The sequence below is a fragment of the Planomonospora sp. ID67723 genome, from assembly GCF_015711605.1.
GTDB lineage: Bacteria > Actinomycetota > Actinomycetes > Streptosporangiales > Streptosporangiaceae > Planomonospora_A.
In genome coordinates this window covers 1690173-1714792 of the sequence record NZ_JABTEZ010000001.1, presented here as the reverse complement: position 1 = coordinate 1714792, position 24620 = coordinate 1690173, and the positions used below count along the sequence as shown (strand labels likewise).

The window sequence follows — 24620 nt, the reverse complement described above, 5'->3', positions numbered from 1 at the left end:
CGGGCAAGTCGGGAGCTCAATTCCCCCGATTGTGCCCTAGGAGCTCTCCTAACGACAGCACGCCACCCATGGGGGACCCCATGGGTGGCGTGCCGGATGAGAACCGCTAGTCCGCGTAAGGCGCCAGGGCATCCATCGCGCGCTGGGTGACCTCTTCCACCGGACCTGCCGCGTCCACGCCGACCAGGAGCTTCTCCTCGGCGTAGTAGGAGACGAGCGGAGCGGTCTGCTCCTGGTAGACCTCCAGCCTGCGCCGGACGGTCTCCTCCTTGTCGTCGTCACGCTGGTAGAGGCTGCCGCCGCAGGCGTCGCAGATGTCGTCCTTCTTGTCGTCGAAGTCGACGTGCCAGATGCGACCGCACTGGCTGCAGGTACGGCGGCCGGCCAGCCGGCGGACGACCTCGTCCTCGTCGACCACGAGTTCCAGCACGATGTCCAGCGCGACGCCGAACTCGGCGAGCATCTTCTTCAGGATCTCGGCCTGGGGCACGTTCCTGGGGAAGCCGTCGAGCAGGAAGCCGTCCTGCGCGTCGTCCTCCGAGAGGCGGTCGCGGACCATCGCGATGGTGACCTCGTCGGGCACGAGGTCACCGCGGTCCATGTATTCCTTGGCAAGCTTGCCGAGCTCCGTACCGCCCGAGACGTTGGCACGGAAAATGTCACCTGTCGAGATCTTCGGGATGGACAGGTTCGATGCGATGAACTGGGCCTGTGTCCCCTTACCCGCTCCGGGGGGCCCCACCAGGACGAGACGCACTACTTCAGGAAGCCTTCGTAATTGCGCTGCTGGAGCTGGCTCTCGATCTGCTTCACGGTGTCAAGACCGACACCCACCATGATCAGAATGCTCGTGCCTCCGAACGGGAAGTTCTGGCTCGCCCCGACGAGCGCCAGTGCGACGATCGGCACCATGGAGATCAGGCCCAGATAGAGCGATCCGGGAGCCGTGAGCCGCGAGAGCACGTAGCTGAGGTACTCGGCCGTGGGGCGTCCCGGGCGGATGCCCGGGATGAAACCACCGTACTTCTTCATGTTGTCGGCGACTTCAACGGGGTTGAAGGTGATGGACACGTAGAAGTAGGTGAAGAAGACGATCAGGAGGAAGAACGTGATCATGTAGGCGGGGGTGTCGCCGGTGACCAGGTTCTGGTTGATCCACTGGATGACCGCGTTCGGCTCTTCCTGAGTGTTGCTGAAGAGGCTCGTGACCAGCTGCGGAAGATAGAGCAGCGAGGAGGCGAAGATGACCGGGATGATGCCGGCCTGGTTCACCTTCAGCGGGATGTAGGTCGAGGTCCCGCCGTACATCCGGCGGCCGACCATGCGCTTGGCGTACTGCACCGGAATCCGGCGCTGAGCCTGCTCGACCATGACGACCAGGGCGATCATCGCGATGCCGACGACCATCACCACGGCGAAGACGAAGGCACCCTTCTGCTGGCCGATGCGCAGCAGCTCGGCCGGGAAGACCGCGATGACCTGGGCGAAGATCAGGATCGACATGCCGTTGCCGACGCCGCGGTCGGTGACGAGCTCGCCCAGCCACATGATGACGCCGGTACCGGCGGTCATCACCAGCACCATCGTGATGATGCCGAAGACGTTGTCCTTGTCCAGCAGGATCTCCTGCTGGCAGCCGGGGAAGAGCTGCCCGCTGCGCGCGAGGGCGATGAAGGCGGTCGACTGGAGGATCGCCAGGCCGATCGTCAGATAACGCGTGTACTGAGTGATCTTGCTCTGTCCGGCCTGGCCCTCCTTCTTGAGGGCTTCCAGGCGGGGAATGACCACGACCAGCAGCTGCAGAATGATGCTCGCGGTGATGTACGGCATGATGCCGAGCGCGAACACCGACAGCTTCAGCAGCGCTCCACCACTGAAGAGCTGCACCATGCCATAAATGTTGTTCGCATCGCCGGCCTGTGCCTCCTTGAGACACAGGGCGATGTTTTCGGTGTGAACACCCGGAGTCGGAAGAACCGAGCCGAGACGGAACAGCGCGATGATGCCCAGTGTGAAGAGCAGCTTCTTACGCAGGTCCGGCGTACGGAACGCTCGGGTAAACGCGGTCAGCACGGTCCCTCCTGCGCGCCTGAAAGGCGAGGTCGGTCAGCGATGGTGCGGGGGTGGTCCATCTTGCTATCTCAAGTCAACGAGCGCGTGTAAATGAGTTGACACTCACTGTCCAGCGAACTCTAACGCACTACGGGCGCGGGGGCCCATTGTGAGCCCCCGCGCCTCGTTTTCATGCCTACAGCTCGGAGACGGAGCCCCCGGCCGCGGCGATCTTCTCCTTGGCGCTGGCGGAGAAGGCGTGCGCCTGCACGTTCAACGCCACGGAGATGTCACCGGTTCCGAGAACCTTCACGAGCTGGTTCTTGCGGACCGCGCCCTTGGCGACCAGCGTCTCGACGGTGACGTCGCCACCCTCGGGGAACAGCTCGCCGAGCTTGTCCAGGTTGACGACCTGGTAGGTCGTCTTGAACAGGGCGTTGCTGAAGCCCTTGTACTTGGGCAGGCGGCGCTGGAGCGGAACCTGGCCACCCTCGAAACCGAGGGGGACGTTGTTCCTGGCGCGCGTGCCCTTGGTGCCACGACCGGCGGTCTTGCCCTTGGACGCCTCGCCGCGGCCCTTGCGGACCTTCGACTTGTTGGCGCCGGGGGCCGGACGCAGGTGGTGGATGCGGAGCGGAGTGTTCTCTGCCATGTCTAGTCGACCTCTTCCACGGTGACGAGGTGCGTCACCACGGAGACCATGCCGCGGATCTCCGGGCGGTCCTCCTTGACGACGACGTCACCGATTCGCTTCAGACCGAGCGAGCGCAGCGAGTCACGCTGGTTCTGCTTGCCACCGATCTTCGAGCGGACCTGCGTGATCTTCAGACGTGCCATCGACTAGCTCACCGCCTTCGCCGCCGCGGCCTCCGCGAGACCCTCGGCGCGAGCCTTGAGCATCGCCTTGGGGGCGACGTCCTCGATCGGCAGGCCCCGGCGGGCGGCGATCTCCTCGGGGCGGCTGAGGCCCTTCAGAGCGGCCACCGTGGCGTGCACGATGTTGATCGGGTTGTCCGAGCCGAGCGACTTGGACAGGACATCGTGGATGCCGGCGCACTCCAGGACGGCGCGCACCGGGCCACCGGCGATGACACCGGTACCGGGCGAGGCCGGACGGAGGAAGACGACACCCGCGGCCTCTTCACCCTGCACGATGTGCGGGATGGTGCCCTGGATGCGGGGCACCTTGAAGAAGTGCTTCTTGGCCTCTTCGACACCCTTGGCGATGGCCGCGGGGACTTCCTTGGCCTTGCCGTAGCCGACGCCGACCAGGCCGTTACCGTCACCGACGATAACCAGGGCGGTGAAGCTGAAGCGACGACCACCCTTCACGACCTTGGCCACTCGGTTGATCTTCACGACGCGCTCGATGTACGAGACGCCCTTGTCAGCGTTGCCACCGCGGCGGTCGTCACGACGACCGTCACGCCGCTCGCCACCGGCGGCGCCACCGCGACGCGGAGCTCCAGCCATCAGTGGTTCCTCTTCTCATTCGTAAGACGGGCCATCAGAACTCCAGCCCACCTTCGCGGGCGCTGTCCGCCAGGGCCGCGATGCGACCCGCGTAGCGGTTGCCACCGCGGTCGAAGACGACAGCGGTGATCCCGGCAGCCTTGGCCCGCTGAGCGAGAAGCTCGCCGACCTGCTTCGCCTTGTCGGTCTTGACGCCCTCGGCCGCGCGCAGGGAGCTCTCCATGGTGGAGGCGCTCACCAGCGTGTGGCCCTGGGTGTCGTCGACGATCTGCACGAAGAGATGCCGAGTGGAGCGGTTGACGACCATGCGCGGACGCGCGGTCGTGCCGACCACCTTCTTGCGGACGCGGCCGTGGCGGCGGGCCCGCGAGACGGCGCGGGCGGCCGTGTGCTTGCCGAACGCAGTCTTGCCAGCCATGCCTACTTACCAGCCTTTCCGACCTTGCGGCGGATAACTTCACCCTGGTAGCGCACGCCCTTGCCCTTGTACGGGTCGGGCTTGCGCAGCTTGCGGATGTTCGCGGCGATCTCGCCGACCTTCTGCTTGTCGATGCCGTCCACGTGGAACAGGGTCGGCTTCTCGACGCGGAAGGTGACGCCCTCGGGGGCGTCCACGATCACCGGGTGACTGAAGCCCAGAGCGAACTCGAGCTGAGTCGGGCTCTTGGCCTGGACCCGGTAACCGACACCCACGATCTCCAGGGTCTTGGTGTAGCCCTGGGTCACGCCCGTCACCATGTTGGCGATCAGCGTGCGGGAGAGCCCGTGCAGCGCACGGACCTTGTTCTCGTCGCTGGGGCGGGTGACGGTGACGGCACCGTCCTCGCCCTTGGCGACCGCGATCGGCTCAGCGACCGTGTGTGAAAGTGTGCCCTTCGGGCCCTTGACCGTGACACCCTGACCGTCGATGGCGACGTCGACGCCGTTCGGTACAGGGATGGGCAGCCGTCCGATTCTCGACATGCTGTGTTTTCTCCCCTCTACCAAACGAAGGCGAGGACTTCCCCGCCCACTCCGCGCTTGCCGGCCTGCTTGTCGGTCATGAGACCGGCGGACGTCGAGATGATCGCGACGCCCAGCCCGCCCAGGACCCGGGGCAGGTTGTCCTTCTTTGCATAGACCCGCAGGCCGGGCTTGGAGACCCGGCGCAGACCCGCGAGCGAGCGCTCACGGGTCGGCCCGAACTTCAGCTCCACCACGAGGTTCTTTCCGACCTTGGCGTCTTCGACGCTCCAGGCCTGGATGTAGCCCTCCTGCTGAAGGATCTCGGCGATGTGCGCCTTGATCTTCGAGTACGGCATGGCCACGGTTTCGTGGTAAGCCGAGTTCGCGTTTCGCAGACGCGTCAGCATGTCTGCGATCGGATCGGTCATCGTCATGGCCGGTGGCCTTCCTCACCGCGGTTTCCACAGGGGACCTACGGTGCGGTCGTGGGCGCTTGAGGCAGCGCCCGGTGAATATGACTTCTGTGCACGGCAGGCGCCGCGCGGACCGGTGATGGCCACCGGTCCGCGCGGACGGCTACCAGCTCGACTTGGTGATGCCGGGCAGCTCGCCCCGATGCGCCATCTCGCGGAAGCAGATGCGGCACAGGCCGAACTTCCGGTAGACGGCGCGGGGACGGCCACAGCGCGAGCACCGGGTGTAGGCCCGGACCTCGAACTTGGCCTTGCGAGCAGCCTTGACCTTGAGCGACGTCTTCGCCATGATCAGGCCTCCTTGAAGGGGAAGCCGAGGTGCTTCAGCAGCGCCCGGCCCTGGTCGTCGGTCTTGGCGGTGGTCACGACCGTGATGTCCATGCCACGCTGCCGGTCGACCTTGTCCTGGTCGATCTCGTGGAACATGACCTGCTCGGTGAGACCGAAGGTGTAGTTGCCGTTGCCGTCGAACTGCTTCGGCGACAGGCCGCGGAAGTCGCGGATACGCGGCAGCGCCAGGGAGAGCAGGCGGTCCAGGAACTCCCACATGCGGTCGCCGCGGAGCGTGACGTGGGCGCCGATCGGCATGCCCTCGCGCAGCTTGAACTGGGCGATGGACTTGCGGGCCCGGACGACGGCCGGCTTCTGGCCGGTGATGACCGTGAGGTCACGGACGGCGCCCTCGATCAGCTTCGAGTCGCGGGCGGCCTCGCCGACACCCATGTTCACCTTGATCTTGGTGATCGTGGGGACCAGCATGATGTTCTCGAACCCGAACTCCTCGTGCAGCTTCGCGATGATCTCTTCGCGGTAACGCTGCTTGAGGCGGGGGAGCGTGCGCTCTTCGGAAGTCGCGGTCATCAGTTGTCCTCACCCGTCTCGTCGGCCTTCTTCTCGGCCTTCTTGGCGGGCTTCTCGTCATCCTTGAGCTTCTTGACGTTGCTCACGTGGATGGGGGCCTCCATCGTCTGCACACCGCCGGTCTTGGCGCCGCGCGGACCCTGGTGGGTCTCCTTGACGTGCTTCTTGATCATGTTGACGCCTTCGACCACCACGCGGTCCTCGCGCGGGAGGGCGGCGATCACACGACCCTTGGCACCCTTGTCCTTGCCGGCGATGACCTGGACCAGGTCACCCTTCTTCACATGCAGCTTCGACATTTACAACACCTCCGGCGCGAGCGAGATGATGCGCATGAACTTCTTGTCACGCAGCTCGCGGCCGACGGGACCGAAGATACGCGTGCCGCGAGGGTCACCGCTGTCCTTGATGATGACGGCGGCGTTCTCGTCGAAGCGGATGTAGGAGCCGTCGGGCCGGCGGCGCTCCTTGACAGTGCGAACGATGACAGCCTTGACGACATCGCCCTTCTTCACGGTGCCGCCGGGGATGGCGTCCTTGACTGTGGCGACGATGATGTCGCCGATGCCGGCGTAGCGCCGACCCGAGCCGCCGAGCACACGGATGCAAAGGACTTCCTTCGCACCCGTGTTGTCGGCGACCTTGAGTCGCGACTCCTGCTGGATCACGTCTACTCCTGTTTGTCTCGCTGGTTCTCACCCTCGGGTGAGCCTTGCGGAACCTACTGTGGTCTTTTTCCCCCGGCGACAGCTCCGGCCGGAGCCGGGCCGCCGCCGCAGGCGGCGCGGGGACTCTCCCGAGGGGGAGCCTCCGCGCCCTTGGACACCGTCATGGGGGGTGGGCCCTTCGGCCACCCCCCACGAGGCGCGTTCGTTACTTCGCCTTCTCGAGGATCTCGACGACCCGCCAGCGCTTGCTCGCCGACAGGGGACGGGTCTCCATCAGGAGGACGCGGTCGCCGACGCCGCAGCTGTTGGCCTCGTCGTGCGCCTTGTACTTGGTCGTCCTACGGATGACCTTGCCGTACAGGGGGTGCTTGACGCGGTCCTCAACAGCGACGACGACGGTCTTGTCCATCTTGTCACTGACGACCAGACCCTCGCGGGTCTTGCGGTGGCTCCGCGTCTCGGTCGTGTTCTCCGTGGTCTCAGCCATCGATCGACTCCTTCTCAACCGTCACAATGCCGAGCTCCCGCTCGCGCATCACGGTGTAGATACGGGCGATCTCGCGGCGGACAGCGCGCAGCCGCCCGTGGCTCTCCAACTGACCGGTCGCGGCCTGGAAGCGGAGGTTGAACAGCTCCTCCTTGGCTTCCTTCAGCTTCTGGACCAGGGTGTCCTGGTCCTCCACCCGCAGCTCACCGGCGGTCAGGCCCTTAGCCATCACGCCTCACCCACTTCACGCTTAACGAACCGGCACTTCATCGGGAGCTTGTGCATCGCACGGCGCATGGCCTCACGGGCCACCGGCTCGGCGACACCCGACAGCTCGAACATGACGCGACCGGGCTTGACGTTGGCGATCCACCACTCAGGCGAACCCTTACCGGAACCCATGCGGGTCTCGGCCGGCTTCTTGGTGAGCGGACGGTCCGGGTAGATGTTGATCCACACCTTGCCGCCACGGCGGATGTGCCGGGTCATGGCGATACGAGCCGACTCGATCTGGCGGTTGGTCACGTAGGAGTGCTCAACTGCCTGAATGCCGAACTCGCCGAACACGACCCTGGTGCCGCCCTTGGCGGCGCCGCTGCGGTCGGGCCGGTGCTGCTTGCGGTGCTTGACCCTGCGAGGGATCAGCATGGTCAGCTCCCTTCAGCACCCGGCTGCGCAGCCGGGCCGGTCTCGGGGGCAGCCTGCGAGGCCGCCTCGGTCCTGGGGGCGCGGTCGCCACGGCCACCGCGACGGGGACGGTCGCCACCGGCGCCGCCGCCACGACGGGGACGGTCGCCGCCGGCGCCGCCGCCACGACGGTCGTCGCGCTCACGACGCTGGCCCGCACGAGCGCCGGCGGCAGCCGCCTCGCGCTCGGCGCGGCTGGTCGGAGCCTCGCCCTTGTAGATCCACACCTTCACGCCGATGCGGCCGAAGGTGGTACGGGCCTCGTAGAGGCCGTAGTCGATGTCCGCGCGGAGCGTGTGCAGGGGCACGCGGCCCTCGCGGTAGAACTCCGAGCGGGACATCTCGGCACCGCCCAGACGGCCGGAGCACTGCACCCGGATGCCCTTGGCGCCGCTCTTCATCGCCGACTGCATCGCCTTGCGCATGGCCCGACGGAACGAGACACGGCTGGAGAGCTGCTCGGCCACGCCCTGGGCGACGAGCTGAGCGTCGATCTCGGGGTTCTTGACCTCGAGGATGTTGAGCTGGACCTGCTTCTTGGTCAGCTTCTCGAGGTCACCGCGGATCCGGTCCGCCTCGGCGCCGCGGCGGCCGATGACGATGCCCGGACGGGCGGTGTGGATGTCGACCTGAACCCGGTCGGTGGTCCGCTCGATCTCGACCTTGGAAATGCCGGCCCGCTCCATGCCCTTCTTCAGCATGCGGCGGATCGCGACGTCTTCGGCGACGTACGACTTGTAGAGCTTGTCGGCATACCACCGGCTCTTGAAGTCGGTCGTGATGCCGAGGCGGAACCCGTGCGGGTTGACCTTCTGACCCACTAGCGGGTCCTCCCCTTCGGCTCGCGGGACTCCACGATCACGGTGATGTGGCTCGTCCGCTTGTTGATCCGATAGGCACGACCCTGGGCACGCGGACGGAACCGCTTCAGCGTCGGGCCCTCGTCGACCCACGCACGGCTCACGAAGAGCGTGTCGCGGTCGAGGTTGAAGTTGTGCTCCGCGTTGGCAATGGCGCTGGACAGCACCTTGTACACGGTCTCGCTCGCCGACTGGGGAGCGAACTGCAGCACGGCCTGCGCCTCCGAAGCGGGCAGCCCGCGAATGAGGTCCACCACGCGGCGGGCCTTCATGGGCGTGTGGCGCGCGAACCGCACCTGAGCCCTGGCTTCCATCGCTTACTCCTCTATACCTTCTTCGACAGGCGCTTACCGCCGGCTGCGGCGGTCTTCCTTGACGTGGCTGCGGAACGTCCGCGTGGGCGCGAACTCGCCGAGCTTGTGACCGATCATCGACTCGGTGACGAACACCGGGACGTGCTTGCGGCCGTCGTGAACGGCGATCGTGTGACCGAGCATGTCGGGCACGATCATGGAGCGCCGCGACCACGTCTTGATGACGTTCTTGGTGCCCTTCTCGTTCTGAGCGTCCACCTTCTTCTGAAGGTGGTCGTCCACGAAGGGACCCTTCTTAAGACTACGTGGCATTTCGGCTACTCCTACCGCTTCTTCCGCTTGGTCCGACGACGGATGATCAGGCGGTCACTGGCCTTGTTCGCCGCGCGGGTACGACCCTCGGGCTTGCCCTTGGGGTTGACCGGGTGGCGACCGCCGGAGGTCTTGCCCTCACCACCACCGTGCGGGTGGTCGACCGGGTTCATCGCGACACCACGAACGGTCGGGCGCTTGCCCTTCCACCGCATACGGCCGGCCTTACCCCAGTTGATGTTGCCCTGCTCGGCGTTGCCCACCTGGCCGATCGAGGCCCGGCAGCGGACGTCGACCTGGCGCATCTCACCGGACGGCATACGCAGCGTGGCGTACTGGCCCTCCTTGGCGAGCAGCTGGATCTGCGCACCGGCGGACCGGCCCAGCTTGGCGCCGCCGCCCGGACGGAGCTCCACCGCGTGGATGAAGGTACCGGTCGGGATGTTGCGCAGCGGGAGGCAGTTACCCGGCTTGATGTCGGCCGCGGGGCCGTTCTCGATCTTGTCGCCCTGCTTGAGGCCGGTCGGGCAGAGGATGTAGCGCTTCTCCCCGTCGGCGTAGTGCAGCAGCGCGATGCGGGAGGTGCGGTTCGGGTCGTACTCGATGTGAGCGACCTTGGCCGGGATCCCGTCCTTGTCGTGGCGCCGGAAGTCGATGATCCGGTACGCGCGCTTGTGGCCGCCGCCCTGGTGGCGGGTGGTGACCCGGCCGTGGACGTTGCGGCCGCCCTTGCTGTGCAGGGGAGCAAGCAGCGACTTCTCGGGCGTGCTGCGGGTGATCTCGGTGAAGTCCGAGACACTCGAGCCGCGGCGACCCGGGGTCGTCGGCTTGTATTTACGGATGCCCATCTTTTTCGTTCATCCTTCGTCGGTTAATCCGGCCGAATGCCCCTCGCCTCCCGGCGAGGGGCGTTCGACGCGTCACTTACTTGGCGAGCGGGTTCAGCCCTGACCGAAGATGTCGATCCGGTCGCCCTCAGCCAGGCTCACGATCGCGCGCTTGGTGCTCGGGCGCTGGCCGTAGCCGAACTTGGTCCGCTTGCGCTTGCCCTGGCGGTTGATGGTGTTGACGCTGGCCACCTTGACGCCGAAGATCTGCTCAATGGCGATCTTCACCTGCGTCTTGTTGGCCGTCTTCCGCACCAGGAACGTGTACTTGTTGTGCTCGTCGATCAGGCCGTAGCTCTTCTCGGAGACGATCGGCTTGATGATGATGTCGCGCGGGTCGGCGATCTTCTGCATCAGGCGTCTTCCTTCCCGCTCTTGCTCAGACGCGCGACGACCTGGTCGTACGCTTCCTGAGTGAAGACGACGTCGTCGTAGCAGAGCACGTCATAGGTGTTCAGCTGCCCGGCGTCCAGCAGGTGGACCTCAGGAGCGTTGCGCAGGCTCATCCAGGTGAGCTCGTCGCCCTCGTCGACGACGACCAGGACGCTGCGCGCCTGCGTGACCTTCCGCAGCGACTCGAGAGCCGCCTTGGTCTTGGGGGTCTCGCCGGAGACCAGAGCGCTGACCACGTGCACGCGGCCGCCGTTCGCCCGGTCGGAGAGGGCCCCGCGCAGGGCGGCGGCCTTCATCTTCTTGGGGGTCTTCTGCGAGTAGTCCCGCGGAACCGGGCCGTGGACGGTGCCACCGCCGGTGAACTGCGGGGCGCGGGTCGAACCCTGACGGGCGCGGCCGGTGCCCTTCTGGCGGTACGGCTTCTTGCCGCCACCGCTGACCTCGCCACGGGTCTTGGCCTTGTGGGTGCCCTGCCGACGAGCGGCGAGCTGGGCCACGACCACCTGGTGGATCAGCGGGATGTTGACCTTGGCGCCGAAGACGTCCTCGGGCAGGTCGACGGAGCCGGTCTTCGCGCCACTCAGGTCGAGGACGTCAATGGTGCTCACTTGGCAGCCCCCTTCTTGGCAGCGGTGCGGATGAGGACCAGGCTGCCGTTGGCGCCGGGAACCGCACCCTTGATGAGGATGAGGTTCTTCTCGACGTCCACGGCGTGGACCTTCAGGCTCTGCACGGTGGTGCGGACGTTGCCCATCCGGCCGGCCATGCGCAGGCCCTTGAAGACGCGGCCCGGGGTGGCGCAGCCGCCGATGGAGCCCGGCGAGCGGTGCTTGCGCTGGGTACCGTGCGAGGCGCCCAGGCCCTTGAAGCCGTGACGCTTCATGACACCGGCGAAGCCCTTGCCCTTGCTCTTGCCCGTCACGTCGACGAACTGGCCGGCCTCGAAGGTGTCGGCCAGGAGCTCCTGACCGAGGGTGTACTCGCTCGCGTCGTCGGTACGGATCTCCGTGAAGTAACGTCGCGGGGTGATCTCGTGCTTGCGCAGGTAGTCGCCGAGCGGCTTGTTGACCTTCCGCGGGTCGATCTGCCCGAAGCCGAGCTGAACGGCGGAGTAGCCGTCCTTTTCCGGGGTGCGGACGCGGGTCACGACGCACGGACCAGCTTCGACGACGGTCACCGGGACCATCCGGTTGTCCGCGTCGAAGACCTGGGTCATGCCGAGCTTCTTGCCCAGGACGCCCTTGATCTGCTTAGCCATGTCAGTGCGTTCCCTCAGAGCTTGATCGAGATGTCAACGCCGGCGGGGAGGTCGAGTCGCATGAGCGAGTCGACCGTCTTCGGCGTCGGGTCGATGATGTCAATCAGCCGCTTGTGCGTGCGCATCTCGAAGTGCTCGCGGCTGTCCTTGTACTTGTGCGGCGAGCGGATGACGCAGTACACGTTCTTCTCGGTCGGCAGCGGAACCGGGCCCGCGACCTTAGCGCCAGTCCGCGTCACCGTCTCGACGATCTTCTTGGCCGAGCTGTCGATGACCTCGTGGTCATAGGCCTTGAGCCGGATGCGGATCTTCTGTCCCGCCATAATGGCCTCGGTGTCCTTCGCTGTCGTCTGAAAAAGTTACGTGCGGCCGGTGGCCGCTATGCCAGGGGTTTCCGCCCCGCCCTGCGCTGGTCCGTCTCCGACGTCCCGTCACGCCCGGCTGGGCCTGTCCCCCTGTGTCCCACGTAGCAGACGCTTGTGGTCTGCGCTTTCTTCCGTGATCTGGCAGTTACTTCGGTCACTTCCGCGACCGGACCAACTGCGAGATCACGGTTCGTGGGTCGTGCGGAGGGGCCGCTGGAGCCCCTCGTGGTGCGGCGGCCGGCCCCGGTGAGAGGGCCGACCGCCACTCCGCGGTCGAACTACTTGAGGATCTTGGTGACGTTACCGGCGCCGACGGTCCGGCCACCCTCACGGATCGCGAACTTGAGGCCTTCCTCCATCGCGATCGGCTGGATGAGCTGGACGGTCATCTCGGTGTTGTCACCGGGCATGACCATCTCGGTGCCCTCGGGCAGGTTGACGACACCGGTCACGTCAGTCGTACGGAAGTAGAACTGCGGACGGTAGTTGTTGAAGAACGGCGTGTGGCGGCCGCCCTCGTCCTTGGCCAGGATGTAGACCTGGGCCTCGAACTCGGTGTGCGGGGTGGTCGTGCCCGGCTTGATGATGCACTGGCCGCGCTCGACGTCCTCGCGCTTGATGCCACGGAGGAGCAGACCGACGTTGTCACCGGCCTGGCCCTCGTCGAGGAGCTTGCGGAACATCTCGACACCGGTGACCGTGGTGGTGGTCTTCTCGGTCTTGATGCCGATGATGTCGACGGTCTCGTTGACCTTGACGATGCCGCGCTCGATACGGCCGGTCACCACGGTGCCGCGACCGGTGATCGAGAAGACGTCCTCGATCGGCATGAGGAACGGCTTGTCGACGTCACGGGTCGGCTCGGGCACGTTCTCGTCGACAGCGGTCATCAGCTCGATGATGCTGTCGCCCCACTTCTGGTCGCCCTCGAGGGCCTTCAGAGCGGAGACGCGCACGACCGGCAGGTCGTCGCCGGGGAACTCCTGAGCCGAGAGCAGCTCGCGGACCTCGAGCTCGACGAGCTCCAGGATCTCCTCGTCGTCCACCATGTCGGCCTTGTTGAGGGCGACGACGATGTAGGGGACGCCGACCTGGCGGGCCAGGAGGACGTGCTCCTTCGTCTGCGGCATCGGACCGTCGGTGGCGGCGACCACGAGGATCGCGCCGTCCATCTGAGCCGCACCCGTGATCATGTTCTTCACGTAGTCGGCGTGACCGGGGCAGTCCACGTGGGCGTAGTGGCGCTTCTCGGTCTGGTACTCGACGTGCGCGATGGAGATCGTGATACCACGAGCCTTCTCCTCGGGCGCCTTGTCGATCTTGTCGAACGGGGTCGCCTCGTTGAGCTCAGGGTAACGCTCGTGGAGCACCTTGGTGATCGCCGCGGTCAGAGTGGTCTTGCCGTGGTCGATGTGCCCAATGGTGCCGATGTTTACGTGCGGCTTGGTCCGCTCGAACTTGGCCTTGGCCACTGGTCTGTCTCCTTAGAGATTCTGACTTGACTTGCGTCTTTTTCACTCGGGCTCGGAAGGCCGGCCCCTTGCGGGGCCGGCGACGGGAAACTACTCGCCCCGAACCTTCGCGACGATCTCCTTGGCGATGTGCTGGGGCACTTCCGCGTAGGAGTCGAACTGCATGCTGAAGCTCGCGCGTCCCTGCGTCTTGCTACGCAGGTCACCCACGTAGCCGAACATCTCAGAGAGCGGGACGGAGGCCTGGATGACACGGGCGCCTGCGCGCTCGTCCATCGCCCGGATCTGCCCACGGCGACCGTTGAGGTCACCGATGACGTCACCCATGTAGTCCTCGGGAGTGGTGACCTCGACGGCCATCACCGGCTCCAGGATTACCGCGTCCGCCTTGCGCGCGGCCTCCTTGAAGGCCATCGATCCAGCGATCTTGAAGGCCATTTCGGACGAGTCCACCTCGTGGTAGGCACCGTCCTGCAGGGTGACCTTCACCCCGACCATGGGGTAACCGGCGAGAACACCGAACTCGGCGGCCTCCTGGGCGCCCGCGTCGACCGACGGGATGTACTCCCGCGGGATGCGGCCACCGGAGACCTTGTTCTCGAACTCGTACCCGTCGTTGCCCTCGCCCAGCGGCTCAATGTCGATGATGACCTTGGCGAACTGGCCGGAACCACCGGTCTGCTTCTTGTGGACGTAGTCGACCTTCTCCACCTTGCGGCGGATGGTCTCCCGGTAGGCCACCTGCGGCCGGCCGACGTTGGCCTCGACCTTGAACTCGCGGCGCATCCGGTCGACCAGGATCTCCAGGTGAAGCTCACCCATGCCCCAGATGACCGTCTGCCCGGTCTCCTCGTCCCGGCGGACCTGGAAGGACGGGTCCTCCTCGGCCAGGCGCTGGATCGCGGTGCTCAGCTTCTCCTGGTCGCTCTTGGTCTTGGGCTCGATGGCCACGTTGATGACCGGAGCCGGGAAGTTCATCGACTCCAGGACGACCGGGTGCGCGATGTCGGCCAGGGTGTCACCGGTGGTGGTGTCCTTCAGACCCATCACGGCGACGATCTGACCGGCGTGCGCGGACGCGCGCTCCTCACGCTTGTTCGCGTGCATCTGGTAGATCTTGCCGATCCGCTCCTTCTTGCCCTTCACCGCGTTGAGAACCGCGGTGCCGGTCTCGAGCGTGCCCGAGTAGATGCGGATGTAGGTCAGACGGCCCAGGTGCGGGTCGCTCATGATCTTGAACGCCAGGGCGGAGAAGGGCTCCTTCACGTCCGCGTGACGCTCGATGATCTCCTCCTCCTTGCCGACCGCGTGGCCCTTGAAGGCCGGGATGTCGGTCGGGGCGGGGAGGTAGGCGACGATCGCGTCGAGCAGGGGCTGCACACCCTTGTTCTTGAACGCGGTGCCGGTCAGGACCGGGTTGATGGCGCTGGACAGCGTGGCGCGGCGGATGGCCGCGACCAGCTGCTCCTCGGTGGGCTCGACACCCTCCAGGAAGAGCTCCATCAGCTCGTCGTCGTTCTCGGCGACGGTCTCGACGAGCTTGTCACGCCACTCGCGGGCGATCTCGGCGTGGTCCGCCGGGATCTCCACGATCTCGTACATCTCGCCCTTGGCCGCCTCGGCGCTCCAGAGCAGGCCCTTCATCTTCACCAGGTCGATGACGCCCTTGAAGCCGGCCTCGACGCCCCAGGGAAGCTGGATGACCGCGGGAGTCGCGTTCAGCCGGCTGACCATCATGTCGACGCAGCGGTGGAACTCCGCGCCGACCCGGTCCATCTTGTTGACGAAGCAGATGCGCGGCACACCGTAGCGGTCGGCCTGGCGCCAGACCGTCTCGGACTGGGGCTCGACACCCGCCACGCCGTCGAACACGGCGACGGCGCCGTCGAGGACGCGCAGCGAGCGCTCCACCTCGATGGTGAAGTCCACGTGACCCGGGGTGTCGATGATGTTGATCGTGTGATCGAGCCACTCGCAGGTGGTGGCAGCGGAGGTGATGGTGATACCACGCTCCTGCTCCTGCTCCATCCAGTCCATCGTGGCTGCGCCCTCGTGGACCTCACCGATCTTGTAGGTGATACCGGTGTAGAACAGGATGCGCTCGGTCGTCGTGGTCTTGCCCGCATCGATGTGGGCCATGATGCCGATGTTTCGGACCTTGGCCAGGTCAAGCGTGGTGGCCACTTCTCTCGCGTCCTCGTCGTCTCGTCGGACCCGCTGTTACCAGCGGTAGTGGGCGAAGGCCTTGTTGGACTCGGCCATCTTGTGGGTGTCCTCGCGCTTCTTGACGGAAGCGCCGAGGCCGTTGCTGGCGTCGAGCAGCTCGTTCATGAGGCGCTCGGTCATGGTCTTCTCGCGGCGGGCGCGGGAGTACTGCACCAGCCAGCGCAGGGCCAGGGTGGTGCTGCGCGAGGCGCGCACCTCGACCGGGACCTGGTAGGTCGCGCCACCGACACGGCGGCTGCGGACCTCGAGGGTGGGCTTGACGTTGTCCAGCGCGCGCTTCAGGGTGACGACCGGGTCGTTGCCGGTCTTCTCCTTGCAGCCTTCAAGGGCGCCGTAGACGATCGACTGCGCGATGGAGCGCTTGCCGTCCAGGAGCACCTTGTTGATGAGCGCGGTGACCAGCGGCGAGTTGTGGACCGGGTCAGCCATGAGCTGACGACGGCCAGGAGAACCCTTGCGAGGCATTCTTACTTCTCCTTCTTCGCGCCGTAACGGCTACGGGCCTGCTTGCGGTTGCGGACACCCTGGGTGTCGAGCGAACCACGGATGATCTTGTAGCGAACACCCGGCAGGTCCTTCACACGACCACCGCGGACGAGCACGATGCTGTGCTCCTGGAGGTTGTGGCCGACACCCGGGATGTAGGCCGTGACCTCGATGCCGTTGGTGAGCCGGACACGCGCGACCTTGCGGAGGGCGGAGTTCGGCTTCTTGGGGGTCGTGGTGTAAACGCGCATGCAGGTGCCGCGTCGCTGGGGGCTGGCCTTGAGCGCCGGGGTCTTGGTCTTGGTGACCTTGTCCTGGCGGCCCTTGCGGACCAGCTGCTGAATCGTAGGCACCGCGTCTCCGTTCGTGCTTGCCGGTGATTCGAATAGGTAGTGCATTTCGCAGGTACTGCCGGTGTCATGACCTGCGGTTTTTCCATCCGCTCCGACCCACGCGGTCGGGCGTGTCGCGCTCTTGTCGCGCCACTTCCCGGGCGAGGCCGGTCCTGCGGAGGAGGCCACGCGGCGCCTCTGCCGACTCCCCAACGGGAAACCTGTCGACGCGCACGCATGAGAGCCCACGAAGCCATGGGCACGAAGGAAGAGACTACGCCAGGCACCGCAACTCGTCAAAACGGTTGCGTCCGCCGGGCGCTGCCACGAGCGTCCGATCCGTGTCACGGCTCCTACGACCGGTTCGGCGACCGGCCGCTACTGGGCCCGGAACAACTTTACCTTGTGCGGCCGGCTTCTCCGGCCGTTCTCTCATAACGTACGGCTTGCGCCGTAAAGACCCCGCCAAGGCGCGCAACGGAAACGGCACCCGGATCCCCGCGAGGATCCGGGTGCCGTCGGGAACCCGTCAAGCGGTGTCAACCGCCCCCCGGAGAACGGAGGACGGAGGCGCCCCGTGAATGGCCGGGACGCCTGCGACAGCGCCGGCTAGCGGTTGTACTGGCCGAAGTCGTACTCCTCCAGCGGCACGGCCTCACCGGAGCCCGAGCCGAAGGTGTAGTCGGCCGCGGAGCCGTCGTAGCCGCCGACCGTGTACATCGCGGCCTTGGCCTCCTCGGTGGGCTCCACCCGGATGTTGCGGTACTGCGGCATGCCGGTACCGGCCGGGATGAGCTTTCCGATGATGACGTTCTCCTTGAGGCCGAGCAGCGAGTCCGACTTGGCGTGGATCGCCGCGTCGGTGAGCACCCTGGTCGTCTCCTGGAAGGACGCCGCCGACAGCCACGACTCGGTCGCGAGCGAGGCCTTGGTGATGCCCATGAGCACCGGACGGCCGGAGGCCGGCGTGCCCTGCTCCGCCACGCACTCGCGGTTCATCCGCTCGAAGCGCGGCCGCTCGACCAGCTCGCCGGGGAGCATGTCGGTGTCACCCGACTCGAGGACGTTCACGCGCTTGAGCATCTGGCGCACGATGATCTCGATGTGCTTGTCGTGGATCGACACACCCTGCGAGCGGTAGACCTGCTGCACCTCGGCCACCAGGTGCAGCTGCACGGCCCGGGGGCCGAGGATGCGCAGCACCTCGTTGGGGTTGACCGCACCGGCGATCAGCTGCTGGCCCACCGAGACGCGCTGCCCGTCGGAGACCAGCAGGCGCGACCGCATCGACACCGGGTACGCGATCTCGTCGGAGCCGTCGTCCGGCGTGATCACGATCTTGCGGGTCTTGTCGGTCTCGTCGATGCGGACCCGGCCCTCGGCCTCGCTGATCGGGGCGACGCCCTTGGGGATGCGCGCCTCGAAGAGCTCCTGGACACGGGGCAGACCGTGGGTGATGTCCGCACCCGCCACACCACCGGTGTGGAAGGTACGCATCGTGAGCTGGGTGCCCGGCTCACCGATCGACTGGGCGGCGATGATGCCGACCGCCTCGCCGACGTCCACGAGCTTTCCGGTCGCCAGCGAACGGCCGTAGCAGGTGGCGCAGACACCGATCTTGGCCTCGCAGACGAGAGCGCTGCGGGTCCTGACGGTCTCCACGCCGGCCTCGACCAGCGCGGTCACGTGGGTGTCGTTGATGTCGACGCCCGCGCTCGCGATGATCTTGCCGTCCACCTCGACGTCCTCGGCCAGGATGCGGCCGTGCACGTTGCTCTCGGCGTTCTCCGCCTTGACCAGGTTGCCCGCCGAGTCGCGCTCGCCGACGTGCAGCGGGACCGCGCGGTCGGTGCCGCAGTCGATCTCGCGGACGATGACGTCCTGCGCGACGTCCACCAGACGACGGGTCAGGTAACCCGAGTCGGCGGTCCGCAGCGCGGTGTCCGCCAGACCCTTCCGCTGACCGTGGGTGGAGATGAAGTACTCCAGCACCGACAGGCCCTCGCGGAACGAGGCCTTGATCGGGCGCGGGATCGTCTCACCCTTGGTGTTGGACACCAGACCGCGGATACCGGAGATCTGGCGCACCTGCATCAGGTTTCCTCGGGCGCCCGACTGGACCATCATCCAGACCGGGTTGGTCTTCGGGAACGCCTTCTGCATGTCCTCGGTCACGTCACTGGTCGCGTGCGTCCAGATCTCGATGAGCTCCTGGCGGCGCTCCTCGTCCGTGATGAGACCCCGCTCGTACTCCCGCTGGACCTTGTCGGCCCGGCGTTCGTACGACTCCATGATCTCGGCCTTGTTCGGCGGCGCGACGACGTCCTCGATCGAGATCGTGACACCGGCGCGGGTGGCCCAGTAGAAGCCGGCGTCCTTGAGCGCGTCCAGCGCGGTCGCGACCTCGACCTTGGGGTACTTCTCCGCCAGCTCGTTCACGATGACCGAGAGCTGCTTCTTGCCGACCTGCGAGTTCACGTACGGGTAGTTCGCCGGCAGCGTCTGGTTGAACAGGCACCGGCCCAGCGTGGTCTCCAGGCGGTAGGAGTCGCCCGGCTCCCAGCCCTCGGGCGCCGTCCAGTCGCGGGGCGGCGGGACGTCTCCCTTCATCCTGAGCTGGATCTTGGCCTGGATGTCCAGCTCGCGCCGGTCGAAGGCCATGAGCGCCTCGGCCACCGAACCGAAGATCCGGCCCGCCCCGGCGCCCTCGCCGTCGTCCTTGATCGTGGTGAGGGAGTAGAGACCGATGATCATGTCCTGGGTGGGCATGGTCACCGGCTTGCCGTCGGCCGGCTTCAGGATGTTGTTGGTCGACAGCATCAGGATGCGGGCCTCGGCCTGCGCCTCGGCCGACAGCGGCAGGTGCACGGCCATCTGGTCACCGTCGAAGTCCGCGTTGAACGCGGTGCAGACGAGCGGGTGGATCTGAATGGCCTTGCCCTCGACCAGCTGCGGCTCGAAGGCCTGGATGCCCAGGCGGTGCAGGGTGGGCGCGCGGTTGAGCAGCACCGGGTGCTCGGTGATGACCTCTTCGAGGACGTCCCACACGACCGGGCGGGCACGCTCCACCATGCGCTTGGCCGACTTGATGTTCTGCGCGTGGTTCAGGTCGACCAGGCGCTTCATCACGAACGGCTTGAACAGCTCCAGCGCCATCTGCTTGGGCAGGCCGCACTGGTGCAGCTTGAGCTGCGGGCCGACGACGATGACCGAACGGCCGGAGTAGTCGACGCGCTTGCCCAGCAGGTTCTGACGGAAACGACCCTGCTTGCCCTTGAGCATGTCGCTGAGGGACTTCAGCGGGCGGTTGCCGGGGCCGGTGACCGGGCGGCCGCGACGGCCGTTGTCGAACAGCGCGTCCACGGCCTCCTGGAGCATCCGCTTCTCGTTGTTCACGATGATCTCGGGGGCGCCGAGGTCGAGCAGACGCTTGAGCCGGTTGTTGCGGTTGATCACCCGGCGGTACAGGTCGTTCAGGTCCGAGGTCGCGAACCGGCCACCGTCGAGCTGCACCATCGGGCGCAGGTCCGGCGGGATGACCGGGATGCAGTCGAGGACCATGCCGTTGGGCGAGTTGCGGGTGTTCAGGAACGCGGAGACGACCTTGAGACGCTTGAGCGCGCGGGCCTTCTTCTGGCCCTTGCCGCTGCGGATCGTCTCGCGGAGGTTCTCGGCCTCGAGGTCGAGGTCGAAGTTGGTCAGCCGCTCCTGGATCGCCTGGGCGCCCATGCCGCCGCGGAAGTAGCGGCCGAAGCGGTCGCGCATCTCGCGGTAGAGCAGCTCGTCGCCCTCGAGGTCCTGGACCTTGAGGTTCTTGAAGCGGCTCCAGACCTCGTCCAGCCGGTCCAGCTCGCGCTGGGCCCGGTCGCGGAGCTGACGCATCTCGCGCTCGGCGCCCTCGCGGACCTTGCGGCGCTGGTCGCCCTTGGCACCGGCGGCCTCGAGCTCCGCCAGGTCCGTCTCCAGCTTCTTCTGCCGGGCCTCGACGTCCGCGTCACGACGCTGCTCGATGTGCTGGCGCTCGACGGAGATCTTCGCCTCGAGCGACGGCAGGTCACGCTCACGCAGGTCCTTGTCGACATGCGTGATCATGTAGGCCGCGAAGTAGATGACCTTCTCCAGGTCCTTCGGGGCCAGGTCGAGCAGGTATCCCAGACGGGACGGGACACCCTTGAAGTACCAGATGTGGGTGACGGGCGCGGCCAGCTCGATGTGGCCCATCCGCTCACGCCGCACCTTGGCGCGGGTCACCTCGACGCCGCAGCGCTCACAGATGATGCCCTTGAAGCGGACGCGCTTGTACTTGCCGCAGTAGCACTCCCAGTCCCGGGTCGGACCGAAGATCTTCTCGCAGAAGAGTCCGTCCTTCTCGGGCTTGAGGGTGCGGTAGTTGATGGTCTCGGGCTTCTTGACCTCGCCGTGCGACCACTGGCGGATATCGTCAGCGGTCGCGAGGCCGATCCGAAGCTCGTCGAAGAAGTTGACGTCCAACATGTGTTTTCCCCTCCTCAGCTTCTAGATCAGACCTCTTCGACACTGCTCGGCTCGCGCCGGGACAGGTCGATGCCGAGCTCTTCCGCAGCGCGGAAGACATCCTCGTCGGTGTCGCGCATCTCGATGGACATGCCGTCGCTGGAGAGCACCTCGACGTTCAGGCACAGCGACTGCATTTCCTTGATGAGGACCTTGAACGACTCGGGAATGCCCGGTTCGGGGATGTTCTCGCCCTTGACGATGGCCTCGTAGACCTTCACGCGGCCGAGGACGTCGTCGGACTTGATCGTCAGCAGCTCCTGGAGGGCGTAGGCGGCGCCGTACGCCTCCAGCGCCCACACCTCCATCTCGCCGAACCGCTGGCCGCCGAACTGGGCCTTACCGCCCAGCGGCTGCTGCGTGATCATGGAGTAGGGGCCGGTCGAGCGAGCGTGGATCTTGTCGTCGACCAGGTGGAGCAGCTTCAGGATGTAGATGTAGCCGACCGAGATCGGGTGCGGGAACGGCTCGCCGGAGCGGCCGTCGAACAGCTGGGCCTTGCCGTTCGGACCGACCATCCGCCCGCCGTCCCGGTTGACCAGGGTGTTGTCCAGGAGGCCGATGATCTCCGCCTCGTGGGCACCGTCGAACACCGGGGTGGCGACGTTGGTACGCGGCTCGACCTCGCCGAAGCCCTTGTCCCGCAGGCGCTCGGCCCACGCCTCCTCGATGCCGGAGATGTCCCAGCCTCGTGCGGCGATCCAGCCGAGATGGGTCTCCAGGACCTGGCCGACGTTCATTCGGCCGGGCACACCGAGCGGGTTGAGGATGATGTCGACCGGAGTCCCGTCCTCGAGGAACGGCATGTCCTCGACCGGCAGGATCTTGGAGATGACGCCCTTGTTGCCGTGACGGCCGGCGAGCTTGTCACCGTCGGTGATCTTACGCTTCTGGGCCACGTAGACGCGGACCAGCTCGTTGACACCGGGCGGAAGCTCGTCGCCCTCCTCGCGGCTGAACACGCGGACGCCGATCACCTTGCCCTGCTCGCCGTGGGGCACCTTCAGGGAGGTGTCACGGACCTCGCGGGCCTTCTCACCGAAGATCGCGCGGAGCAGGCGCTCCTCCGGGGTCAGCTCGGTCTCGCCCTTCGGGGTGACCTTGCCGACCAGGATGTCGCCGGGGACGACCTCGGCGCCGATCCGGATGATGCCGCGCTCGTCGAGGTCGGCGAGGACCTCCTCGGAGACGTTCGGGATGTCCCGGGTGATCTCCTCGGGGCCCAGCTTGGTGTCGCGGGCGTCGACCTCGTGCTCCTCGATGTGGATCGAGGACAGGACGTCGTCCTGGACCAGCCGCTGGGACAGGATGATCGCGTCTTCGTAGTTGTGGCCCTCCCACGGCATGAACGCCACCAGGAGGTTCTTGCCGAGCGCCATCTCACCGTTGTCGGTGCAGGGACCGTCGGCGATGACCTGGTTGACCTCGATCCGGTCGCCCTCGGCCACGATCGGCTTCTGGTTGAAGCAGGTGCCCTGGTTGGAACGCTTGAACTTCGCGACACGGTAAGTGGTACGGGTGCCGTCGTCGTTCATGACGGTGACGTAGTCGGCGGAGACCTCCTCCACCACGCCGGCCTTGTCCGCGGTGATGACGTCGCCGGCGTCGGTGGCGGCACGGTATTCCATGCCGGTGCCGACCAGCGGCGCCTCGCTCTTGAGCAGCGGCACGGACTGGCGCTGCATGTTGGAGCCCATGAGCGCGCGGTTGGCGTCGTCGTGCTCCAGGAACGGGATCATCGCGGTCGCGACGGAGACCATCTGGCGCGCCGAGACGTCCATGTAGTCGACCTCGTTGGCCCGCAGGGACTCGAACTCGCCGCCCTTACGGCGGACGAGCACGCGGTCCTCCAGGAAGGTGCCGTCCGCGCTGATCGGCGTGTTCGCCTGCGCGATGACGTACCGGTCCTCCTCGTCGGCGGTGAGGTAGTCGACCTGGTCGGTGACCCGGCCGTCGACGACCTTCCGGTAGGGGGTCTCCACGAAACCGAAGGAGTTGACCCGGCCGAAGGAGGCCAGCGAGCCGATCAGACCGATGTTCGGGCCTTCCGGCGTCTCGATCGGGCACATGCGGCCGTAGTGCGAGGGGTGCACGTCGCGGACCTCGAAGCCGGCCCGCTCACGGGACAGACCGCCGGGACCCAGCGCGGACAGACGACGCTTGTGCGTCAGGCCGGCCAGGGGGTTGGTCTGGTCCATGAACTGCGAGAGCTGGGAGGTGCCGAAGAACTCCTTGATCGACGCCACGACCGGGCGGATGTTGATCAGGGTCTGCGGCGTGATCGCCTCGACGTCCTGGGTCGTCATCCGCTCGCGGACGACGCGCTCCATACGGGCCAGGCCCAGGCGGACCTGGTTCTGGATGAGCTCGCCGACCGTGCGCAGGCGGCGGTTGCCGAAGTGGTCGATGTCGTCGGTCTCGACGACGACCTCACGGCCCTCGGCGCCCGGCATCGAGACCTCGCCCGCGTGCAGCCTGACGATGTACTCGATGGTGGCGACGACGTCCTCTTCGGTCAGCGTGCCCTGCGTGATCTCGGCGTCGACGCCGAGCTTCTTGTTGATCTTGTAGCGACCGACCTTGGCGAGGTCGTAACGCTTGGGGTTGAAGTACAGGTTCTCGAGCAGGGTCTGCGCCGACTCCCTGGTCGGGGGCTCGCCCGGACGCAGCTTGCGGTAGATGTCGAGCAGGGCGTCGTCCTGGCCGGCCGTGTGGTCCTTCTCCAGGGTCGCGCGCATCGATTCGTACTGACCGAAGCGCTCGAGGATCTGCTCGTTCGTCCAGCCGAGCGCCTTGAGCAGGACCGTGACGGCCTGCTTGCGCTTGCGGTCGATGCGCACGCCCACACTGTCGCGCTTGTCGATCTCGAACTCGAGCCAGGCGCCCCGGGAGGGGATCACCTTGCAGCCGTAGAGGTCCTTGTCGGAGGTCTTGTCGATACTGCGATCGAAGTAGACGCCCGGGGACCGGACCAGCTGGGAGACCACGACACGCTCGGTGCCGTTGATGATGAAGGTACCCTTGCCGGTCATGAGCGGGAAGTCGCCCATGAACACGGTCTGGCTCTTGATCTCACCAGTGGTGTTATTGATGAACTCCGCCGTGACGAACATCGGGGCGGAGTAGGTCATGTCCTTGTCTTTGCACTCATCGACTGAGTACTTTGGCGGCTCGAACCGGTGGTCCCGGAACGACAGGGACATGGTTCCGGAGAAGTCCTCGATGGGACTGATCTCTTCGAAGATCTCTTCGAGACCCGACTGGGCCGGAACGTCCTTGCGCCCGGCCTGGCGAGCCGCCTCGACCCGCCCCTTCCACTTCTCGTTTCCGAGCAGCCAGTCGAAGGACTCGGTCTGCAGGGCGAGAAGATCAGGAACTTCGAGCGGCTCCTGAATTCGTGCAAAAGACACACGACGGGGACCAGCGGGTACGGCGGAGGCGTTGCGCGAGGCTGCCAACAGATGTCCTTCCGAGGGCTCGCGGCGGACTGACTACACGCACGCCAGACGACCATGCATCAGAGCACCAAAAGAAGC

At 66.3% G+C, this 24620-nt stretch carries 29 protein-coding genes; all 29 read right to left on the bottom strand.

What is annotated here, in order from left to right:
- Positions 1-106: 106 nt before the first annotated feature.
- Positions 107-757, bottom strand: coding sequence for an adenylate kinase (locus HS041_RS08235; protein WP_196439878.1), 651 nt, complete (start codon positions 755-757; stop codon positions 107-109).
- Positions 757-2073 carry a preprotein translocase subunit SecY gene (gene secY / locus HS041_RS08230; protein WP_196439877.1) on the bottom strand — a complete coding sequence of 439 codons (1317 nt, stop codon included), beginning with the start codon at positions 2071-2073 and terminating at the stop codon, positions 757-759. The genes HS041_RS08235 and secY overlap by 1 nt, the downstream gene beginning before the upstream one ends.
- A 175-nt stretch (positions 2074-2248) precedes the next feature.
- A complete protein-coding gene (gene rplO / locus HS041_RS08225; RefSeq protein ID WP_196439876.1) occupies positions 2249-2704 on the bottom strand; it encodes a 50S ribosomal protein L15 in 456 nt (151 codons plus the stop codon).
- A 2-nt stretch (positions 2705-2706) separates the two neighbouring features.
- Positions 2707-2889 (bottom strand): 50S ribosomal protein L30, encoded by a 183-nt coding sequence (gene rpmD / locus HS041_RS08220; protein WP_068896549.1) that lies wholly within the window; start codon positions 2887-2889, stop codon positions 2707-2709.
- Between the two features lie 3 nt (positions 2890-2892).
- On the bottom strand, positions 2893-3525 hold the full coding sequence (gene rpsE / locus HS041_RS08215; protein WP_196439875.1) for a 30S ribosomal protein S5: 633 nt from the start codon (positions 3523-3525) through the stop codon (positions 2893-2895).
- 34 nt (positions 3526-3559) lie between these two features.
- Positions 3560-3943 (bottom strand): 50S ribosomal protein L18, encoded by a 384-nt coding sequence (gene rplR / locus HS041_RS08210; protein ID WP_196439874.1) that lies wholly within the window; start codon positions 3941-3943, stop codon positions 3560-3562.
- A gap of 2 nt (positions 3944-3945) precedes the next feature.
- Positions 3946-4488, bottom strand: coding sequence for a 50S ribosomal protein L6 (rplF, locus tag HS041_RS08205; RefSeq protein WP_196439873.1), 543 nt, complete (start codon positions 4486-4488; stop codon positions 3946-3948).
- Positions 4489-4505: 17 nt separating this feature from the next.
- Positions 4506-4904: a 30S ribosomal protein S8 gene (gene rpsH, locus HS041_RS08200; protein WP_196439872.1), complete on the bottom strand. Its 399-nt coding sequence runs from the start codon at positions 4902-4904 to the stop codon at positions 4506-4508.
- A gap of 142 nt (positions 4905-5046) precedes the next feature.
- Positions 5047-5232 (bottom strand): type Z 30S ribosomal protein S14, encoded by a 186-nt coding sequence (locus HS041_RS08195; RefSeq protein WP_012887844.1) that lies wholly within the window; start codon positions 5230-5232, stop codon positions 5047-5049.
- Positions 5233-5234: 2 nt separating this feature from the next.
- Complete coding sequence (gene rplE, locus HS041_RS08190; RefSeq protein WP_184942295.1) at positions 5235-5804, bottom strand: 50S ribosomal protein L5; 570 nt, start codon at positions 5802-5804, stop codon at positions 5235-5237.
- Positions 5804-6094, bottom strand: coding sequence for a 50S ribosomal protein L24 (gene rplX, locus HS041_RS08185; RefSeq protein WP_196440828.1), 291 nt, complete (start codon positions 6092-6094; stop codon positions 5804-5806). The genes rplE and rplX overlap by 1 nt, the downstream gene beginning before the upstream one ends.
- Positions 6095-6103: 9 nt before the next feature.
- On the bottom strand, positions 6104-6472 hold the full coding sequence (gene rplN, locus HS041_RS08180) for a 50S ribosomal protein L14 (RefSeq protein ID WP_012887841.1): 369 nt from the start codon (positions 6470-6472) through the stop codon (positions 6104-6106).
- 205 nt (positions 6473-6677) lie between these two features.
- Entirely contained in the window at positions 6678-6959 is a 282-nt protein-coding gene (gene rpsQ / locus HS041_RS08175; RefSeq protein ID WP_196439871.1) for a 30S ribosomal protein S17, read from the bottom strand.
- Positions 6952-7188 carry a 50S ribosomal protein L29 gene (rpmC, locus tag HS041_RS08170; protein ID WP_012887839.1) on the bottom strand — a complete coding sequence of 79 codons (237 nt, stop codon included), beginning with the start codon at positions 7186-7188 and terminating at the stop codon, positions 6952-6954. The genes rpsQ and rpmC overlap by 8 nt, the downstream gene beginning before the upstream one ends.
- Positions 7188-7607, bottom strand: coding sequence for a 50S ribosomal protein L16 (rplP, locus tag HS041_RS08165; protein WP_196439870.1), 420 nt, complete (start codon positions 7605-7607; stop codon positions 7188-7190). Before rplP ends, rpmC begins: the two co-directional genes overlap by 1 nt.
- A 2-nt stretch (positions 7608-7609) precedes the next feature.
- Entirely contained in the window at positions 7610-8467 is an 858-nt protein-coding gene (gene rpsC / locus HS041_RS08160) for a 30S ribosomal protein S3 (protein ID WP_196439869.1), read from the bottom strand.
- The gene (rplV, locus tag HS041_RS08155) at positions 8467-8820 is read right to left on the bottom strand and encodes a 50S ribosomal protein L22 (protein WP_184942285.1); all 354 of its coding nucleotides are present in this window, start codon (positions 8818-8820) and stop codon (positions 8467-8469) included. The genes rpsC and rplV overlap by 1 nt, the downstream gene beginning before the upstream one ends.
- Before the next feature lie 33 nt (positions 8821-8853).
- Positions 8854-9132 carry a 30S ribosomal protein S19 gene (rpsS, locus tag HS041_RS08150; RefSeq protein ID WP_030451498.1) on the bottom strand — a complete coding sequence of 93 codons (279 nt, stop codon included), beginning with the start codon at positions 9130-9132 and terminating at the stop codon, positions 8854-8856.
- 11 nt (positions 9133-9143) lie between these two features.
- On the bottom strand, positions 9144-9980 hold the full coding sequence (gene rplB, locus HS041_RS08145) for a 50S ribosomal protein L2 (RefSeq protein WP_196439868.1): 837 nt from the start codon (positions 9978-9980) through the stop codon (positions 9144-9146).
- A 93-nt stretch (positions 9981-10073) separates the two neighbouring features.
- Positions 10074-10373 (bottom strand): 50S ribosomal protein L23, encoded by a 300-nt coding sequence (gene rplW, locus HS041_RS08140; RefSeq protein WP_196439867.1) that lies wholly within the window; start codon positions 10371-10373, stop codon positions 10074-10076.
- The gene (gene rplD, locus HS041_RS08135; RefSeq protein WP_196439866.1) at positions 10373-11020 is read right to left on the bottom strand and encodes a 50S ribosomal protein L4; all 648 of its coding nucleotides are present in this window, start codon (positions 11018-11020) and stop codon (positions 10373-10375) included. The genes rplW and rplD overlap by 1 nt, the downstream gene beginning before the upstream one ends.
- On the bottom strand, positions 11017-11670 hold the full coding sequence (rplC, locus tag HS041_RS08130; protein WP_196439865.1) for a 50S ribosomal protein L3: 654 nt from the start codon (positions 11668-11670) through the stop codon (positions 11017-11019). Before rplC ends, rplD begins: the two co-directional genes overlap by 4 nt.
- Before the next feature lie 14 nt (positions 11671-11684).
- Positions 11685-11993 (bottom strand): 30S ribosomal protein S10, encoded by a 309-nt coding sequence (gene rpsJ, locus HS041_RS08125; RefSeq protein WP_012887830.1) that lies wholly within the window; start codon positions 11991-11993, stop codon positions 11685-11687.
- Positions 11994-12313: 320 nt separating this feature from the next.
- Positions 12314-13507, bottom strand: a complete 1194-nt coding sequence (tuf, locus tag HS041_RS08120; RefSeq protein ID WP_196439864.1) for an elongation factor Tu — start codon at positions 13505-13507, stop codon at positions 12314-12316.
- Positions 13508-13597: 90 nt separating this feature from the next.
- Positions 13598-15691, bottom strand: a complete 2094-nt coding sequence (gene fusA, locus HS041_RS08115; protein ID WP_196439863.1) for an elongation factor G — start codon at positions 15689-15691, stop codon at positions 13598-13600.
- Positions 15692-15727: 36 nt separating this feature from the next.
- On the bottom strand, positions 15728-16198 hold the full coding sequence (gene rpsG / locus HS041_RS08110) for a 30S ribosomal protein S7 (RefSeq protein ID WP_196439862.1): 471 nt from the start codon (positions 16196-16198) through the stop codon (positions 15728-15730).
- A gap of 2 nt (positions 16199-16200) precedes the next feature.
- Positions 16201-16572: a 30S ribosomal protein S12 gene (gene rpsL, locus HS041_RS08105; RefSeq protein ID WP_012887826.1), complete on the bottom strand. Its 372-nt coding sequence runs from the start codon at positions 16570-16572 to the stop codon at positions 16201-16203.
- Between the two features lie 588 nt (positions 16573-17160).
- Positions 17161-21045, bottom strand: a complete 3885-nt coding sequence (locus HS041_RS08100; RefSeq protein WP_196439861.1) for a DNA-directed RNA polymerase subunit beta' — start codon at positions 21043-21045, stop codon at positions 17161-17163.
- Positions 21046-21071: 26 nt separating this feature from the next.
- Positions 21072-24542 carry a DNA-directed RNA polymerase subunit beta gene (gene rpoB, locus HS041_RS08095; RefSeq protein ID WP_196439860.1) on the bottom strand — a complete coding sequence of 1157 codons (3471 nt, stop codon included), beginning with the start codon at positions 24540-24542 and terminating at the stop codon, positions 21072-21074.
- Positions 24543-24620 lie beyond the last annotated feature (78 nt).

Coding starts and splice junctions, on each gene's coding strand:
- rplO (WP_196439876.1), bottom strand. CDS start 2,704: ATGGCAGAGAACACTCCGCTCCGCATCCACCACCTGCGTCCGGCCCCC.
- rpmD (WP_068896549.1), bottom strand. CDS start 2,889: ATGGCACGTCTGAAGATCACGCAGGTCCGCTCGAAGATCGGTGGCAAG.
- rpsE (WP_196439875.1), bottom strand. CDS start 3,525: ATGGCTGGAGCTCCGCGTCGCGGTGGCGCCGCCGGTGGCGAGCGGCGT.
- rplR (WP_196439874.1), bottom strand. CDS start 3,943: ATGGCTGGCAAGACTGCGTTCGGCAAGCACACGGCCGCCCGCGCCGTC.
- rplF (WP_196439873.1), bottom strand. CDS start 4,488: ATGTCGAGAATCGGACGGCTGCCCATCCCTGTACCGAACGGCGTCGAC.
- rpsH (WP_196439872.1), bottom strand. CDS start 4,904: ATGACGATGACCGATCCGATCGCAGACATGCTGACGCGTCTGCGAAAC.
- HS041_RS08195 (WP_012887844.1), bottom strand. CDS start 5,232: ATGGCGAAGACGTCGCTCAAGGTCAAGGCTGCTCGCAAGGCCAAGTTC.
- rplE (WP_184942295.1), bottom strand. CDS start 5,804: ATGACCGCGACTTCCGAAGAGCGCACGCTCCCCCGCCTCAAGCAGCGT.
- rpsQ (WP_196439871.1), bottom strand. CDS start 6,959: ATGGCTGAGACCACGGAGAACACGACCGAGACGCGGAGCCACCGCAAG.
- rpmC (WP_012887839.1), bottom strand. CDS start 7,188: ATGGCTAAGGGCCTGACCGCCGGTGAGCTGCGGGTGGAGGACCAGGAC.
- rplP (WP_196439870.1), bottom strand. CDS start 7,607: ATGCTGATCCCTCGCAGGGTCAAGCACCGCAAGCAGCACCGGCCCGAC.
- rplV (WP_184942285.1), bottom strand. CDS start 8,820: ATGGAAGCCAGGGCTCAGGTGCGGTTCGCGCGCCACACGCCCATGAAG.
- rpsS (WP_030451498.1), bottom strand. CDS start 9,132: ATGCCACGTAGTCTTAAGAAGGGTCCCTTCGTGGACGACCACCTTCAG.
- rplB (WP_196439868.1), bottom strand. CDS start 9,980: ATGGGCATCCGTAAATACAAGCCGACGACCCCGGGTCGCCGCGGCTCG.
- rplW (WP_196439867.1), bottom strand. CDS start 10,373: ATGCAGAAGATCGCCGACCCGCGCGACATCATCATCAAGCCGATCGTC.
- rplC (WP_196439865.1), bottom strand. CDS start 11,670: ATGGCTAAGCAGATCAAGGGCGTCCTGGGCAAGAAGCTCGGCATGACC.
- rpsJ (WP_012887830.1), bottom strand. CDS start 11,993: ATGGCGGGACAGAAGATCCGCATCCGGCTCAAGGCCTATGACCACGAG.
- rpsG (WP_196439862.1), bottom strand. CDS start 16,198: ATGCCTCGCAAGGGTTCTCCTGGCCGTCGTCAGCTCATGGCTGACCCG.
- HS041_RS08100 (WP_196439861.1), bottom strand. CDS start 21,045: ATGTTGGACGTCAACTTCTTCGACGAGCTTCGGATCGGCCTCGCGACC.